The organism is Candidatus Flexicrinis affinis, assembly GCA_016716525.1.
Lineage (GTDB): Bacteria > Chloroflexota > Anaerolineae > Aggregatilineales > Phototrophicaceae > Flexicrinis > Flexicrinis affinis.
Genome location: JADJWE010000009.1, coordinates 159,623 through 175,326, shown reverse-complemented (window position 1 = coordinate 175,326; position 15,704 = coordinate 159,623). Strand labels below are relative to the sequence as shown.

Genomic DNA, 15,704 nt, shown 5'->3' with positions numbered 1-15,704 from the left:
CACGCCTCGTATCCGTGCTAAAATAACGGCCTACCGAAAGGAACCTGACTATGTCGAAAGAGTACTCGGTCACGCAGGATTTGAAGGAAGCACAGGCCTTCGCCGACAGCCTCGAGACCTATGTGCAGGGCGATCAAGTGTACGGATCGGTGGGCGGCGGATGGTTTACCGGCGGGCGGATGCCGGCCCTGACCGCCGGCTCACTGGCGATGCGTCTGCGCCGCCTGCGCGCTCTGCAGCCGCAGCTATCCGGCGATCAGCTCGAACAGCTCGCGAAGATCGAAGCCAAACGGGCCAGCGTCATCAAAGAATGGCGCGAACACTATCGGGCCAAGCTCGAACGCGAGGTCGCGTCGCGGCTCGATGCGATGCGCCCGTTCTTCGAGGAGGCCAAGACTGATCCGAGACTGGCGGCTAAGGTGTACGGCCCGGAAGTGCTGCGCCGCACGATTGCCGAGGAAGCCCTGATCGCGCTGGAGGAGTTGGGCGCGGACGTCAAGGAGCTCACGCTCAAGGCGAAGGCCGCCGACTCGGCGCTGCGGCGCTACGTCAAGCCCGGCGACTTCGCGTGGGCCGAGGCGTTGATCCCGGCCTACCCAGCCGAGCGGTTCTGGTGGATGTACGTCGAACCGAACGAACCGGCCAAGTAACAGCCGATGCGTCGAATCCCAGTCGCCCTGATCGGCGTGCTGTTTGCGGCGTTCACGCTCGGCGTCTTGGGTGCGTCCCGCGCGCCGGTCAGCGATAGGGCCGCATTCGACGCGTGGTTGATCCGCGACGAGACACCGGTGCGCGCCGCCGCCCCGCAAGACGTGGCCCGTGCCATCCTCGCCAATTGGCGCGAGTCGATCACTCGCATGCAAGATGCGGGCGGGCTTCGTCCCGAGCTGCTGTTGCGCAAAGGGTGGACGACCGTGCTGGGCGATTCACTCGCCAGTGTCGCTGTCGCGCGCGGTCTGTTCATCATCCTGACGGCGGCGATCCTGTACCGCCTGATCCTTCGTCGCGTGCCGTTGGGCGGCGCGATCACCAGCGGAATCGCGCTCATACTGACTGCGGCTGGCGGTGCGCCGTTCTTCTGGCCGGCGCCGGATTATCACCCGGCGCTCGATACACTGGCCGAGCAACGTACGCTCACCGAGCCGGTGGTCACCGTATTTCGCCCCGATTCGCCGCTGGGATTCCACCATGCGCAAGCTAGCGTCCGGCCGGGGATCGGCATCGACTTCGGTTGGCGTGGATTTGCGAGCGAAGAGCTGAGCGCCTCATTGGACGGGCTTCACGGGGATGTCGTGTGGGTGCTGGGCGACACGGGCCTTAGTACGACACTCAGCATGATCCACGACATCATGTTGAGCGAGGGCCGGACGCGCGATCTGTGCGTGCGTCCCACCGACCGTGTGGTGCTTGCCCGGTATGTTACCGGCGGCAGCGCCGACGCCTGTGCATAGCCCGATGACAGCCCGGAGCGCGCCGTATGACGTCACCGATCGGTGGGCATTGGTCACCGGCGGATCGAGCGGGTTGGGCGAAGCAGTCGCGCACGAGTTGGCCAAGCGCGGCGCGAATCTGATCCTCGTCGCGCATCGGCCTGACAAGCTCGAGGCCGCTGCCGAAAAGCTGCGCACGTCATATCCCGTCGACGTCGTGATACACGCCGTCGATCTCGCTGACCGCGACGCCCGGACATGCCTGCTCGAAACGCTGGGAAAAGGACCGCAGATCGACATCGTAGTCAACAACGCCGGCGTCGATTGGACAGGGCCGTTCATCTCGCAGATGCAGCCGCACCTAAGTGAACTGGTCGATTTGAATGTCGGCGCCGTCGCGCAGTTCAGCAAACACTACGCGCGTGAGATGGCCGCGCGCGGTCAGGGCGTCATCCTCAACATGACCTCGTTGGGCGGGTTCTTCCCACTGCCGTACCACGCGGCGTACGGCGGCAGCAAGGCGTACATCCTCAGCTTGACTGAGGCGCTGGCCTACGAGATGCGCGGTACCGGCGTGAATATCACGGCGGCGGCCCCCGGACCCGTCCGCACGCAGTTGTTCGAACGCGGCGGCATGCGGCCGATCCCGTGGCGCGAAAAGCTGTACTACCGTGACCGCGAGTGGGTCGCGCGCAACGTGGTCGAAGCGGCGTTGAACGGCCGCCGGTTGATCGTCCCCGGCCTGTTCGAGCGATTTCTCGCCTTCGGCGGGCGGCTGATCCCGCGCTTCCTGCAGACGTGGGTGGCCCGCGAGATCGTTCGCGGCGTGCCCATTGCGCGTGGAGATGGCGAGGCGGAGTAGGCTCGCACCCTTCACCCCACCAAGCCCTCACCCCCGGCCCCTCTCCCTCAGGGAGAGGGGAGAACGATGCGTGATGGTCGACGAACTTCTGACTCCTGACGACTGACGACTGATAACTGATAACTGGTAGCTGCCCCCTCGTCCCTCATCACTCACGACTCAGCACTTTCTTCCGTGCGTTATACTCGCCGGCGTTATCAAGGATGGGAGCGATCGATGTTTGACACGTTACCAAAGACGCATGACGAGGCGAAGACGTGGGATTGGCCCCGGTTCGAGCCGTACTTCGCCGACCTCGAAGCCCGCGACCTCACGCCGGAGTCGGTCGATCAGTGGCTGCGCGATATGACCGCAGCAACCACCGTCATCGGCGAGATCATGGCGCGGGCGCGCGTCGCCACGACCCAGAATACGCAGGATGCCGAGGCCGAGGCCCGGCTCAAGTCGCTGACGAAGGACCTGATGCAGCCCATGCAGGTCGTCGTCACGCGGCTCAATCGCAAGTTGCTCGAAAGCGGGCTCACACCCGACAACTTCGAAATGCCGCTCAAGCGTGCCCGCGCGGCGGTCGAAGTCTTCCGCGAAGAGAACCTGCCGCTGCAGATCGAGGATCAACAGGCCGGCCTCGAATACGCCAAGATTACCGGCGCGCAGTCCGTCGAGTGGGACGGCGACGAGGTCACGCTGGTCGAGCTGATGAAGTCGTTCAAGAATCCCGACCGCACGGTCCGCAAGGCGGCCTTCGACCTGTTCGCAGACCGTTGGGTGCAGGATCGTCAGGCGATCAACGCAATCTGGTCGAAGGCATTCGACATCCGCAAGCAGATGGCAAAGAACGCCGGCTTCGACACCTTCCGCGATTTGGTGTGGAAACTGCGCGGACGTTTCGATTACGCGCCGGACGACAACGCGACGTTCCACCGCGCAATCGAAGAGGTGGTCGTTCCGGCGGCGATCCGTGCTCGCGACCGGCGCCGCCAGCGCCTCGGCCTCGACACGATGAAGCCGTATGACGTGGACGTGGACGCCAGCGGCAAGCCGCCGCTCACGCCGTGGGTGTCGATCGACGGGTTTGCCGAGACATCGGGCCGCGTGTTCGACGCGGTCGATCCGCAGTTGGGTGCGCAGTACCGCGACATGCTCGCCGCCGGCCTGACCGATCTGCCGAATCGCAAGCACAAAGGGCCGGGCGCGTACTGTGCGACGTTCCCGCTCACCGCGAAGCCGTTCGTATTCATGAACGCGGTCAACAGCGACGGAGACGTGCGCACGCTGATCCACGAGGTCGGCCACGCCTTCCACAGCTACGCCACGCGTGCTCTGCCCTACGAAGGTCAGCGCGCGTATCCCACCGAGTTCGCCGAGGTCGCGTCGTTCGGGATGGAGATGTTGTCGTCGCCGTACCTGACCACCGCGAACGGCGGATACTTCACCGAAAGCGAGGCCGCGCGTTTCCGCATCGACCACCTCGAGAGCATCATCGAGTTCTGGCCGTATATGGCGATGGTGGACGCGTTCCAATTGTGGGCGTACGATCCGGCCAACGACGGCGGCAACCCGGACGCCTGCGACACCGCCTGGCTCGACCTGAAGGCGCGCTTCGAGCCAGATATCGACTACACCGGCTACGACGACTACAAGGCCACGGGTTGGCATCGCAAGCAGCATATCTTCCGCTACCCGTTTTACTACATCGAGTACGGACTCGCCCGCCTCGGCGCGGTGCAGCTCTACGCCAACGCGCAGAAGGATCAGGCGGCAGCGGTGACGGCGTATCGCCACGCGCTCGGATTGGGCGGCACCGGTAACCTGCATCAACTATTTGGCGCAGCGGGCCTGCGCTTCGCCTTCGACAGCGACATGCTGCGCGGCCTGATCGACGTGCTGGAAGGCACCATCGGCGAGCTGGAAACGGCGCTGTAGCGCGCACAGGCTTCGCCTCCGCACCTCCACCAGAGGACTTACGCCCTCTGGACTCCATTCTGCGGAACTTGACCTCGCAAGCGGGCTGTTTTCGGGATATGGGAGTCCAGAGGGCGAAAGCCTTTGCCGGGGCTTGGGGCAGCGCCCCAACGACGGGCTAGGAATTGGCGAGGGGCTCGGCGCCGTTGCGACGGAAGGCGACGCGATACCAGAACACGCTGGTGAGCGCCCCGGCGAGCATCAACATCAGCGCGCGGTCAGGGCCGATCAGGTCGGTGATGACGCCGAACACGACCGAGACGACCGCGAATCCGAAGCTCCCCAACAGCGAGGCGACCGACCCCATCGTGGCGCGGTGGCGCGGGCTGAACTCGCGCTGCATAAGCGTGCCGCTGGACACGGTGATCACGCCGAACAGCGCGCTGTTGAGCGCCATCAGCGCAGGGGACAGCACGTTGGACAGAGAGACCCACACGATCTCGCTGATGTTGGCGAACCCGACGCCGCCAAGCAGGATCCGACGCTCGCCGAAAAAGCGGATCAAGGGACCGGCAAAGTAGAAGCTGAGTGCGGCAATGACGTTTGAGAACGCGCGTGCCGCTCCTATTGCCCACAATGGCCACAGCGTCTCGACGAACGCCGCCCGCAGTTGATAACCGGCTTCACCGAAGCTGAAGCGGATGACCTGCGCCGTGGTCAGCGCGCGGAGGCGCGGATTGGCGGCGATCAGCCCGATCGACTCGCGCAGGTGCGCGTACGGTGTCTCCGATTTTTCGTGCGGCCGTGTTACCGGCAGCATCAACGCGACGATCACCGATAGTGCCTGCGGGATCACTGTGACCCACAGAATCGTCCGATAGTCGGTCGCGGCGACCAGCACGCCGCCAATGACGGCTGACACTGCCCCTGCCGCCTGAAACATCGACGAGGTACGGCCGAGGTAGTCGCGGAATTGATGCTCCTTGCCGTGATCGACCAGCAGATCGTACAGCAGCGCGTCGTTGTTGCCGCTGTAGAACGCGGTGCTGATCCCGCCGATGACCGAGCCGATGAAGATCAGGGTCGCGTCCTGCGCCAACGCGTAGCACACGATGCCGGCGGTGCTAAACAGCGCACCCAACACGACCGTCGCCTTGCGCCCGACACGATCGGACAGCACACCGGTCGGCACCTCGAACACGACGCTCGCCAGCATCGTCACGCTAAACGCCGCCGCCGCTGCCGTGAACGAGCCGGCGATGTCGGCGAAGATCAGCACTGCGAAGACACTGTACGGCAGAAAGTCCTCGAGAAAGTTGAACGCCATAATCAGGCGGATGCCGCGCTGCACGAGACCTCCTTCGGAGGAGTGTTGAGTGGAAAGTGATGCGTGATGCGTGGAGGGAGTCGTCAGTAATCAGGTGTCAGGTGACAGGAGATGGTTGGCAGTGGCGTTCGACGCGCGTTTTATCACAAGCGATGAATGACTTCGTCGCAACTTGTCTGGCCACCATACATGGCGTCTGACTGAAACCTGACCACTGACTCCTGATATCTGATCCCTGTTCTTCACCACCCCCCCCCCCCCCCCCGCCCCGGGGGGCCCCGCCCCCAACGGCCCCCCCCCCTACAACGTGCACAGGGCGGCGGCGCGGACGGCGGTCCTCTCGGCATCGGTGACGCTGGCCCCCAATGCCGTGATGTGACCCATCTTGCGCCCTACACGCCCTTCCCGCTTACCATACAGGTGAAAGTGCGCGCCCGGCACCCCTAACGCTGGGGCTATGTCGGCGGCGGAGGTCGCGCCGGCACGGGCGCCAAGCAGGTTGACCATCACGGCCGCGCTGCGCTGAGTCACGTCGCCGAGCGGCCAGCCCAGCACCGCCCGCAGGTGATTCTCGAACTGCGACGTTACGCACGCTTCGATCGTGTAGTGGCCGGAGTTGTGCGGGCGCGGCGCGATCTCGTTGAGCACGATCTGCCCGTCGAGCAGTTCGAACAGTTCGACGCCGAAGATGCCCACCCCGCCGAACGCCTGCACCGCCCGCACCGCGATCTCCTGCGCCAACGCCGCGACCTGCCGCGGGATCCCCGCCGGCGCGCGCACGATGTGGCAGATGTGGTTGCGCTGCACCGTCTCGACCACCGGATAGGCGCGCGTCTCACCATCGTGGGCGCGGACGACCATGACCGCCAGCTCGCGCGCAAACGATACGAACGACTCGGCCATCAGGGCCGCGCCGGTGGCGGACAGGCGCGCATACGCCTCGGCGACCTCACTGTGTCGCAGCGCGGTGGCGTTGCCGTAGCCATCGTAGCCGCCGTAACGTTTCTTGAGGACGATCGGATAGCCGAACGTCGCACCGGCATGTGCGGCATCGGCCACCGACGCGACCGGTTCAAACGGCGGCACCGGCAGACCGGCAGCGATCAGCGTCTGCTTCTGGATCAACTTGTCCTGAATTTTGGCAAGCGTGTGCCCGCTGGGATGGATCGCCACGCCCTCGTCCGCCAGCGCGATCAGCGGTTCCGCGCGGATGAACTCGTTTTCGAGCGTCAGCACGTCGCACCCGCTGGCGAATGTGCGCAGCGCAGCGACGTCGTCCCACGTGCCGACACCGTTGTGATGCGTCAGACGCGAGGCCGGCGTGTCCGGCGTGGTGTCGTAGATGGCGGTGTCGAGGCCGAGGCTGACTGCTGCCTGCGTCAGCATTTGCGCCAACTGTCCCCCGCCGAGAACGCCAACTCTCATGATGCCTCCGTCTGTAACTGCTGCGAATGGTCGCACAACGCGCCCCGCACCGCAACTACTGTTGGGCGCTTATAGAAGCCGCCGGTTATACTCGCCTGTCCGTGCACCATTACGTTTGGGAGTCGATATGCGCAAATTGACTCTGCTGTTTGTCACTGTGGTACTGGTCGTACTATCGTCAATGATCGCTGCGCAAGGACCGGCGACGGACTGCCCGGAGGCGGCAGCCGTGCTGCCTGTCATCGCGAAGATCGCTACCGACCTTGCCGGCGAGCCGGACATCGCAATCGAACTGATCTACACGGCTGTTCAAGAAGTGCGCGTGAAGTGCAGGCCTGCTCCGTTTTACGAACCAAGACACGAGGGGCCGCCGCCGCTCGACGCCGCGTTCTTCGCGCCGCTGCCCATGGAGCGCCTTGAGGATGGAGGTTTCGTCCTCGGAAATCCGCAGGCGCGGGTGACGATTGTCCTGTTCGCAGACTGGTACTGCCCAGCGTGTCAGCAGTACAAGCCGACGATCGACCAACTCCTGCGAGACTACGTGGCTAAGGGACGGGCGCGCTTTGAACTACGCACGCTCCCGACGGCCGGTGTGAATGCAAGTCCGAATACCACGCAGGTCGCCGACCTGCTCGAATGTGTCAACGCGCAGAAACCCGGTTCGTACTTCTACGCCAGCGAACTCGCCTTCGAGCTGATTCTGTCCGGCAACGCCGGCGCCGACTTCTCGCAAGGTTTGGCTGAACGCAGCGGCGTCAATTTTCCGGAGCTACTGCGCTGTACGCAAAGTGCGTCACAAGACGCGGCTGATCTGCGTTTGGCGCGAGATCTCAATGTCAGTTCGACACCAACTGTGCTATATCGCGTCGACGGCGGGCGTCCACAACGGCTGCCGGATCGTTCGATGCAAGGAATTGCTGCGATTATCGACTCGCTGCAACCCTAGCTAGATTGGTGCCTGCGCTAACAGTCGGCCTCCAGCGCCCGCCGCGTGGCCTCGACGAGAAGCGCGTGTTCGGCGGCGTGCAGGCGCGCCTCGAACGTCTCCAGCGTGTCGTCCGGCAGGATCGGCACCTCGGCCTGCGCGATCACCGGCCCGGCGTCGACCTCCGGCACCACGACGTGCACCATGATCCCGCCGCATGCCACCTCGCCGCGTTGGTACGCTTCGAACGTCCGCTCGATGGCGTGCGTGCCAGCGAACATGCCCGGCAGCGCCGGATGCAGGTTGATCACCTTGCCCGGAAAGCGGTCGAGGAACGCCGGCGAGAGCACGTGCATCCACCCAGCCAGCACGATCAAATCGGGCGCATACCCCGCGACCCGTTCGGCCACGTCGGCGTCGTAGTCAGAGCGCGGCCGTCCGGCGTCGGTGTACGGCTTGAGCGGCTGGTACTCGCACGGGATTCCCGCCTGCGCGGCCCGTTCGCGGGCGTAGGCGTCGCGCCGGTTGACGATCACGCCGGCGATCGGCGCATCGATCCGCCCGTCGGCGCACGCGTCGATCAATGCCTGCAAGTTGCTGCCGTTCCCGGACGCCATCACCACGATTCGTCTGCCCCCTCTCCCTGAGGGAGAGGGGGCAAGGGGGTGAGGGCTGTGAGGACTATCCATACGGGGCCTCGATCGTGACGGTGCGCTCGCCGGTGATGACCTCGCCCACGCGGTGCATGTCCGGCACAGCCGTCAGCGCCGCGTCGGCCTGCTCCGCCGGCACGATCACGATCATACCGATGCCCATGTTTAGCGCGTGGAATTGCTCGGCCGCGTTGACTTGCGCGTGGCGCGCGATCAACCCGAAGATCGGCGGCTCGGGCCACGTCCCGCGCCGGATGACCGCAGCGGTTCCGGCAGGCAGCACACGCGGCACGTTGTCGACCACGCCGCCGCCGGTGATGTGCGCCAACGCCTTGATATCGATCCCCGACGAGCGCAGTGCCGCGACCTCGTTCAAATAGCAGCGGTGCACCGCCAGCAGCGCAGCACCGATCGACTGGCCGTCGAGCTGTGGATGCGGGCTTTGCCAGTCCAGCGATTGAAGCGCCAGCCGCGCCAGCGAATAGCCGTTGGTATGCAAGCCGGTCGACGGCAGTGCCAGCAGCACATCGCCGGGCGTGACGCGCGTCCCGTCGATGAGCGCGTCGCGCTCAACCACCCCGACCACCGTACCGGCAAGGTCGATCTCGCCGGGCTGGTAGACGCCGGGCATCTCGGCGGTTTCGCCGCCGAGCAGCACACACCCGATCTCGCGGCACGCCTCCGCAACACCGCGCACGACTGTGGCGATCTGCTCGGCGTCGAGCTTGCTGCTGGCGACATAGTCCATGAAGAACAACGGGCGACCGCCTTGCACGAGGATGTCGTTGACGCAGTGGTTGACCAGATCGCGGCCGATCGTGTCCCAGCGGTTCATGCGCGCGGCGACCATCGTCTTGGTGCCGACGCCGTCCGTGGACGACACGAGGATCGGCGCGGTCATCGCCTTGATCTCGCTGGCGTCGTACAAACCGCCGAACGCGCCCATCTCGCTGAGTACGGCGCGGGTGTAGGTGCTGCGCACGTAGCCCTTCATCAGCTCGGTGGCGCGCGTGCCAGCGGTGATGTCCACCCCCGCACGGGCATAGGCGGCCTGCGGCGGGCGTCCGATGTCGCGGCGGTACTGCATGCCGTCGAACTGCACCTGCGAGACGATGAAGTACGCCGTTTGCAGCGCGTCGTCCAGCGTCGGTCCGACGGCGCTGACGGCCAACACGCGACCGCCGGCAGTCACCACCTGATGCCCTTGCAGAGCTGTGCCGGCGTGATAGATCTCGACCGACTCCGGAAGCTGCGCCGGCAGTTGAATCGGGTCGCCGCGGCGCGGATCGGCCGGATAGTTGGCGGCAGCAAGGACGACGGTCGCACACACGCCGTCCAGCCAACGCACCTGATCGCGGCGCAGCGTGCCGTCGATGCACGCCTCGAAGATGTCGAGCAGATCGCTGTCCAACAGCGGCAGAATGGCCTGCGTCTCCGGGTCGCCAAAGCGGACGTTGAACTCAAGCGTTCGCACGCCGTCGGGTGTCAGCATCAAGCCGGCGTACAGCACGCCAACGAATGGCGTCCCGCGCGCCGCCATGCCGTCGACCGCCGGCTGAAGCACGCGCCGCACGATTTGATCGACCATCGTCTTCGGGATATCCGGCACCGGCGCATACGCACCCATGCCGCCGGTATTCGGGCCGCGATCACCATCGCCAATCCGCTTGTGGTCGCGCGCGGGCGGCATCGGCACGACCGTCTTGCCATCGCAGAACGCCAGTACGGACAGTTCCGGTCCCGTCAATCGCTCCTCGATGATGACCGTCGCGCCGGCGGTGCCGAAGGCCGAATCGCGCATCAGGTGTGTGACCGCCGCGGCCGCGTCGTCGCGGTCGTCGCACACGATCACGCCTTTGCCGGCGGCCAGCCCGTCGGCCTTGACGACCACCGGGTGCTTACAGGTCTCCAAATAGCGCAGCGCAGCGACATAGTCGCTGAACGTCGCGTGCTCTGCGGTCGGGATGCCTACCTTGCGCATGAACTCCTTCGAGAACGCCTTGGACGACTCGAGCTGGGCGGCGGCTTTGGTCGGCCCGAAGGCGCGAATGCCTGCCGCTTGGAGCGAGTCGATCATTCCTTCGGCCAACGGGGCCTCGGGCCCGACGACGACCAGACCGATCTGGCGGTGGCGTGCGAAGTCGATCAGCGCTGCGTGATCTTTCGGGTCAAGCTCGACGTTGGTGCCGAGCACGGCTGTTCCCGCATTGCCGGGCATGACGTAGAGCGCATCTACGCGGCTCGACCGGCGCAGCGCAACCGCAATCGCGTGTTCGCGCCCGCCGCTGCCAACAATCAATACGTTCACGGCGACTCCCTGTCGCATTGGCTGCCTGATACACCCTATTTTAGCTGACGGCGGCGCACCGGTCATCGTTTATATGTGCGCTCCGTGCCACAATAACGGGGGTTGTAGGGCAATCTTCCCGCAGATGGATCAGCTATGACGCAACTATCAGATCTGAAAGGTAAGTGGGCGCTGGTCACCGGCGCATCGAGCGGGTTGGGCGAAGAGTTCGCGCGACAGATGTCCGCTGCCGGGACCAATCTCGTGCTCGTCGCCCGCCGCGAAGACCGGTTGAACGCTGTCGCGGACGAGCTCTCAAAGGCGCACGGCATCCAGACCAAAGTGATCGCCGCCGACCTCAGCCTGCCGGACGTGCCGCAAGCGATCTACGATCAGCTCCGTGCTGACGGTATCGGGGTCGACGTGTTGATCAACAACGCCGGCTTCGGCCTGTACGGCAAGTTCACGGATATCGCATGGGAGCGCGAGCAGCAGATGCTCGACATCGATATTGCGACGGTGGTGCGCATGACACGTCTGTTCGTGCCGGATATGGTCGCGCGCAAATTCGGCTACGTGCTACAGGTCGCGTCGATCGGCGCGTTCCTCCCCAGCCCGCTGTACGCCAGCTACTCGGCCGCCAAGGCATTCGTCCTCAGCTTCAGCGAAGCGATCAATTTCGAACTGCGCGGCAGCGGCGTAAGCGTCACGACCACCTGCCCGGGTGTGACTCGCACCGAGTTCCACGACGTCAGCGGCCAGCAGTACACGCTGTTCCAACGCTTCACGCTTATGGAGCCAGAGCCGTGCGTCCGCGCGTCGATTAACGCGGATGCTGCGGCGGAAGGCGAGCATCGTGCCGGGTGTTCTGAACGCGCTGATGGTCTGGACCCTTCGCCTGACGCCGCGCCGCATGATGACGGCGCTGGCCCACCGTACGATGCAGTCAAACTAACGGCGAGTGGCAAGCGTATCGAGCTTCTGGGTTTTGCTGCCGAAGCGTCAATACCGATGCTCTCTGTTCGTATGTCTGATAACGAGCGGAGACGGAAAGAACTCGGTGTAGAATGGCGCTAGGAAGAGATCGAGGACTACGGTCATGAGCACGCTCGAACGCGAGATTATCGAGAAATTTCATCAACTTCACCCCGATGCCAAACGGCGTGTGCGTGCATTGATCGAGCAAGAAGCTGCTGTCGACGCTGAGCAGGCTGATATGTCCTCATTCGACTTTGATGCGTGGTGGGCAGACATCGATGCGTTACAAGCCGACATTCGGTCGCGGATCGGCAAGACCGGAACTGTTGGCGCGCTTTCGCTGCTCGATGAACTGCGCGAGGAAGCCTCTTGAGCGATATCGTTCTGGACTCAGGGATCTTCATCGCCAGCGTCTTTCCAGAAACACTCTCTCCACAAGCGCAGCAGCTTATCAAGTACCTGCAGGACGAGAACACGACGCTCCATGCACCGGTTCTACTTCGATACGAATTTGTCGCAGTTTGTCGCAAGGCGGTTTTTCAAGGGCGCGTGACGGTTGAAGAAGGACTACGCGCGCGCGATAGACTGCTTGATTATCCCATCACCCTTCATTTCAACAGCGCGTTGCTCAAGCGGGGATACGAGTTGGCAGCGACGTATAACCGCCCCACCGCCTATGATGCACAATACCTCGCCGTGGCCGAACAACTTTCCTGCGCGTTTTGGACAGCCGACGAGCGTATGTTCAACGCGATGAAAGACCGGTTTCCGAGCATTCATTGGCTGGGGAACTGGACGACAGCAACGTAATCACGCCATCGCCCGCCCACCGTACGATGCAGTCGAACTAACGCGCGCTGGGGCGCTGCCCCACACCCCGGCAGGAGTTTGCACTCCTGCACCTCCTTACTCGCGATGAAATCGCAAATAAGGGTGTCCGGAGCAGCGAAAGCCCATTGGAGAGAATCTCCTTTTTAGCCCCGCAACCGGCGGAAGACGCGCCGCAGCATCGACAGTTCTTCGAGGCGCAGAATCACACCCAGTGCCAGATAAGTCGCGCCGCAGGCGGCGAGGCTCAGGCCGACACCGACGATTTCGTTGAGCGTGTTGGTGCCGAACAACGGGGCGAGCGCCTGCATCACGAGCAGGCCGATCGCCGCCATCCCCAGCGAGGCAACGAGGCCCCGCGCGAACGTGCCGATCAGCCGCTGGTTGGCGAACACCGGTCCGCGCCGTGCGAGTAAAACGGCCGAGATGCTCGCGTGCGTGACGTGCTTGACCGCGTCAGCCAGCATGAGTGCGTAGAGATCGAAGGTCGGGAAGAGAAGCACGGCGGCGATCGCATAGACGATCAGACTGGCGACACCGACCAGCGCCGGAGTCAGCGTGTCCTGACGCGCATAGAACGCGTAGACCAGCAGCAGATCCCACGCGGCAAACGGCAGGCCAATCACGTACAGCCGCAGCGCCAGCGCGGTGATGCCGGTGTCGTACGGCGTGAACGCGCCGTGCTCGAACACGAGCTGAACGATCGGCACGGCCAGCACGGCCAGCGCCAGCGCCGCCGGCAGGATCAGCACGGTGGTCATGCGCAGGCCGAGGCCAAGCGTGTCGGCGAACGACTGTCCCTCGGCGGCTTCACCGTCCCGTTCGGCGACGGCGGCGCGGCTGAGCGTCGGCAATACCGCCGCGCTGATCGCCGTTGCGACCAGACCCTGCGGGAACTGAATGAGCGTCGTCGCCCACTGCATGTAGTTGTTGCCGTGGTCGATCAATGCGCGCGCGGCAAGCGCGTAGGTGAAGAACCGCGTGGTGATGAGATCGACGATCAGCGAGCCGATAACCGGCACGTACAGCCGGCCGATCCGGCGCAGCACCGGCGCCACCAGCGGATCGCGCCAGTGCAACGACAGGCGCAGTCTGCCGGACCGCAGGCCGTAAAGCTGAAGCGCGAGCTGTGCCGCCGCCGCCGCAATCCACGCCACCGCCGCCGCTTCGATCTGGCGAGACCCGCCGAGGATCAACGTGACGGCCACCATCGTGCCGTTGAAGACCGCCGCGGCCAGCGCCGGATAGGTGAAGATGCGCAAGGCATACAGCGCGCCGCTGTACAAGGCGAACAAGCACATCAGCAGCAGTGCCGGCGCGGTCAGCCGGATCAGGCCGGCCGTCTCCTCCACCGTCGCCGCGTCACCGCCGATGATGCGCGCGATCGGGAGCGCTGCCGCAATCATGACGAGCACGACGACGGCCAGCGCCAGCACCACGATCCCGGCCAGCGCCGCCAACACGCGCCACAGGGAATCGCGCCCGTGCTTCGAGTCGATCTCGCTGAGCACCGGCACGATGGCGCTGTTGACGTGGCCGGCGATCAGCAGATCGAACAGCGAACGAGTGACGAGTACGGCGTTATTGAACGCTTCGAGCGCCCGCGACGCGCCGAACAAGTTCGACAGGACCACCTCGCGGCCCAGGCCCAACACACGGCTGGCGATGTTCCCAGCGGCGATGATGGCCGATGCACGGGCGATAGACGGCGGTCGGGCGGACATGGGTGTTCGGCTTGGTGTCGGTGTTAGGGCGCGGCGCGGATGCGGGCGATCAGCGCGGTGGTGCTGCGCTCCGGCACAAGGTCGATCAGCTCGACGCGCCCGCCGAGGTTTTCGACCAGCTCGCGCTCCGGAAGCGGCTTGTCGTGATAGTCACCGCCTTTGACGTAGATGTCGGGCCGCAGCATCTCGATGACCGCGTTGGCCGTGTCCTCCTCGAATACGATGACGGCCGTGACTGGCTTGAGCGCATCGATCAGCGCGGCGCGTTCGACGGCGGGCGTGTACGGCCGCCCCTCGCCTTTGAGCCGACGGGTCGACTCGTCGCCGTTGACGCCGACGAACAACGCGTCACCCAGGCGGCGGGCGGCCTGCAAATACTGGACGTGGCCGATGTGCAACAGGTCGAAATGGCCGTTGGTAAAGACGACCGAACGGCCGGTATCGGCGAAGGTGTTGCGCAGCAGGACGGCTTCGGGCAGGCTCAGGACAGGCATATCAGCGCCCCGAACCGGCCGGTCATGCCCTTCTCGGCACGGTGGCTGAAGAAGTCGTCGGTGCGCTCGGCGGTGCACACGCCCATAACTTCGATCCGTTCGACGCCAGCGTTGGCGAGGTCGCGCCGGTTGGCCTCCCACAGGTCGAAGTAGGCCGTGCCATCGGATGGATCGCGGCGGATCAGCCTGTCGATGTCGCCGAAATAGGTGTGTGCGGCGCGCACAACCTCCTCGCCAACCTGGTAACGGCGCGGGCCGATGGAGGGCCCCACGCCGGCTTGCACGTCGGCGGGGTTGGTACCGTAGGCGTGAGTCATTGCGCGGATCAACGAGGAAGCCGCACCACGCACCGTGCCACGCCAGCCCGCGTGGGCAATACCGATCACCCCGCGCACCGTATCGACCGCGAGGATCGGCGTGCAGTCGGCGAAGCGCATGGTCAACACCACGTCGTGCCGGTCGGTGATCATGCCGTCCGCTTGCGCCAGCCAGCGCCGGTCGCGCGAGGGGCGCAGCACGCGCACCGTTTCGTTGCCGTGTACCTGCCACGTCGTCGTCATGCGCTGCGGGTCAACGCGCATCGCCTCCGCCATGATCTCGTGATTGCGCCGCACGTTGTCCTGCGAATCGCCGATGAATCCGCCCGTGTTGAGCGATCCGAACGGCTCCGGGCTGACGCCGCCGTGCCGCGTAAATACCGCGTGGGTCGTGCCTTCGAAACCGTCGAAGGTGTAATACGGCACCGGGCCGTCGATGCGCTGCATGAGGGTTTCCTTTTGAACCGCACCGCGGCATTATAGCAAACGTTGGGCGGGGGTTCGCCCCTGTACACGCAGCTACAAGGAACCGTTCATGCGTCGACTTCCCGC

15 protein-coding genes are annotated in these 15,704 nt (G+C 64.8%); 8 read left to right on the top strand and 7 right to left on the bottom strand.

All coding sequences use genetic code 11. The features are described 5' to 3' along the window. Positions 1-50: 50 nt before the first annotated feature. The 4 genes from IPM16_19995 to IPM16_19980 all read left to right on the top strand — a co-directional run bounded on the left by IPM16_19995 (position 51) and on the right by IPM16_19980 (position 4,215). Positions 51-650, top strand: coding sequence for a hypothetical protein (locus tag IPM16_19995; protein ID MBK9125386.1), 600 nt, complete (start codon positions 51-53; stop codon positions 648-650). A 6-nt stretch (positions 651-656) separates the two neighbouring features. After that, positions 657-1,451: a hypothetical protein gene (locus tag IPM16_19990; protein MBK9125385.1), complete on the top strand. Its 795-nt coding sequence runs from the start codon at positions 657-659 to the stop codon at positions 1,449-1,451. A gap of 4 nt (positions 1,452-1,455) precedes the next feature. Further along, complete coding sequence (locus tag IPM16_19985; GenBank protein MBK9125384.1) at positions 1,456-2,292, top strand: SDR family NAD(P)-dependent oxidoreductase; 837 nt, start codon at positions 1,456-1,458, stop codon at positions 2,290-2,292. Positions 2,293-2,508: 216 nt separating this feature from the next. After that, positions 2,509-4,215: a M3 family oligoendopeptidase gene (locus IPM16_19980; GenBank protein ID MBK9125383.1), complete on the top strand. Its 1,707-nt coding sequence runs from the start codon at positions 2,509-2,511 to the stop codon at positions 4,213-4,215. A gap of 157 nt (positions 4,216-4,372) precedes the next feature. Here the strand turns inward: IPM16_19980 and IPM16_19975 are convergent, their stop codons facing one another. Then, complete coding sequence (locus IPM16_19975) at positions 4,373-5,545, bottom strand: MFS transporter (protein MBK9125382.1); 1,173 nt, start codon at positions 5,543-5,545, stop codon at positions 4,373-4,375. Between the two features lie 276 nt (positions 5,546-5,821). Then, on the bottom strand, positions 5,822-6,946 hold the full coding sequence (locus tag IPM16_19970) for a 5-(carboxyamino)imidazole ribonucleotide synthase (GenBank protein MBK9125381.1): 1,125 nt from the start codon (positions 6,944-6,946) through the stop codon (positions 5,822-5,824). Between the two features lie 127 nt (positions 6,947-7,073). Here IPM16_19970 and IPM16_19965 point away from each other — a divergent pair, with 127 nt between their 5' ends. Further along, positions 7,074-7,892 carry a thioredoxin domain-containing protein gene (locus tag IPM16_19965; GenBank protein ID MBK9125380.1) on the top strand — a complete coding sequence of 273 codons (819 nt, stop codon included), beginning with the start codon at positions 7,074-7,076 and terminating at the stop codon, positions 7,890-7,892. Positions 7,893-7,909: 17 nt separating this feature from the next. Here IPM16_19965 and purN read toward each other — a convergent pair whose 3' ends face one another. Beyond that, positions 7,910-8,560 carry a phosphoribosylglycinamide formyltransferase gene (gene purN, locus IPM16_19960; protein MBK9125379.1) on the bottom strand — a complete coding sequence of 217 codons (651 nt, stop codon included), beginning with the start codon at positions 8,558-8,560 and terminating at the stop codon, positions 7,910-7,912. Next, complete coding sequence (purD, locus tag IPM16_19955; GenBank protein MBK9125378.1) at positions 8,553-10,832, bottom strand: phosphoribosylamine--glycine ligase; 2,280 nt, start codon at positions 10,830-10,832, stop codon at positions 8,553-8,555. Before purD ends, purN begins: the two co-directional genes overlap by 8 nt. 135 nt (positions 10,833-10,967) lie before the next feature. Here purD and IPM16_19950 point away from each other — a divergent pair, with 135 nt between their 5' ends. The 3 genes from IPM16_19950 to IPM16_19940 are packed head-to-tail and all read left to right on the top strand — an operon-like array spanning position 10,968 to position 12,599. Next, positions 10,968-11,888: an SDR family oxidoreductase gene (locus IPM16_19950; GenBank protein ID MBK9125377.1), complete on the top strand. Its 921-nt coding sequence runs from the start codon at positions 10,968-10,970 to the stop codon at positions 11,886-11,888. 22 nt (positions 11,889-11,910) lie between these two features. Continuing rightward, positions 11,911-12,162, top strand: a complete 252-nt coding sequence (locus tag IPM16_19945; protein MBK9125376.1) for a hypothetical protein — start codon at positions 11,911-11,913, stop codon at positions 12,160-12,162. After that, the gene (locus IPM16_19940; GenBank protein MBK9125375.1) at positions 12,159-12,599 is read left to right on the top strand and encodes a type II toxin-antitoxin system VapC family toxin; all 441 of its coding nucleotides are present in this window, start codon (positions 12,159-12,161) and stop codon (positions 12,597-12,599) included. Before IPM16_19945 ends, IPM16_19940 begins: the two co-directional genes overlap by 4 nt. A gap of 164 nt (positions 12,600-12,763) precedes the next feature. On the opposite strand, the gene murJ is transcribed toward IPM16_19940, so the two are convergent. From murJ to pgeF, 3 genes are read right to left on the bottom strand one after another with little or no spacing between them, the layout of a single operon-like run. After that, positions 12,764-14,341, bottom strand: coding sequence for a murein biosynthesis integral membrane protein MurJ (gene murJ, locus IPM16_19935; GenBank protein ID MBK9125374.1), 1,578 nt, complete (start codon positions 14,339-14,341; stop codon positions 12,764-12,766). A gap of 23 nt (positions 14,342-14,364) precedes the next feature. After that, complete coding sequence (locus IPM16_19930; GenBank protein ID MBK9125373.1) at positions 14,365-14,835, bottom strand: adenylyltransferase/cytidyltransferase family protein; 471 nt, start codon at positions 14,833-14,835, stop codon at positions 14,365-14,367. Beyond that, entirely contained in the window at positions 14,823-15,599 is a 777-nt protein-coding gene (gene pgeF, locus IPM16_19925; protein MBK9125372.1) for a peptidoglycan editing factor PgeF, read from the bottom strand. Before pgeF ends, IPM16_19930 begins: the two co-directional genes overlap by 13 nt. Positions 15,600-15,704: the final 105 nt, after the last annotated feature.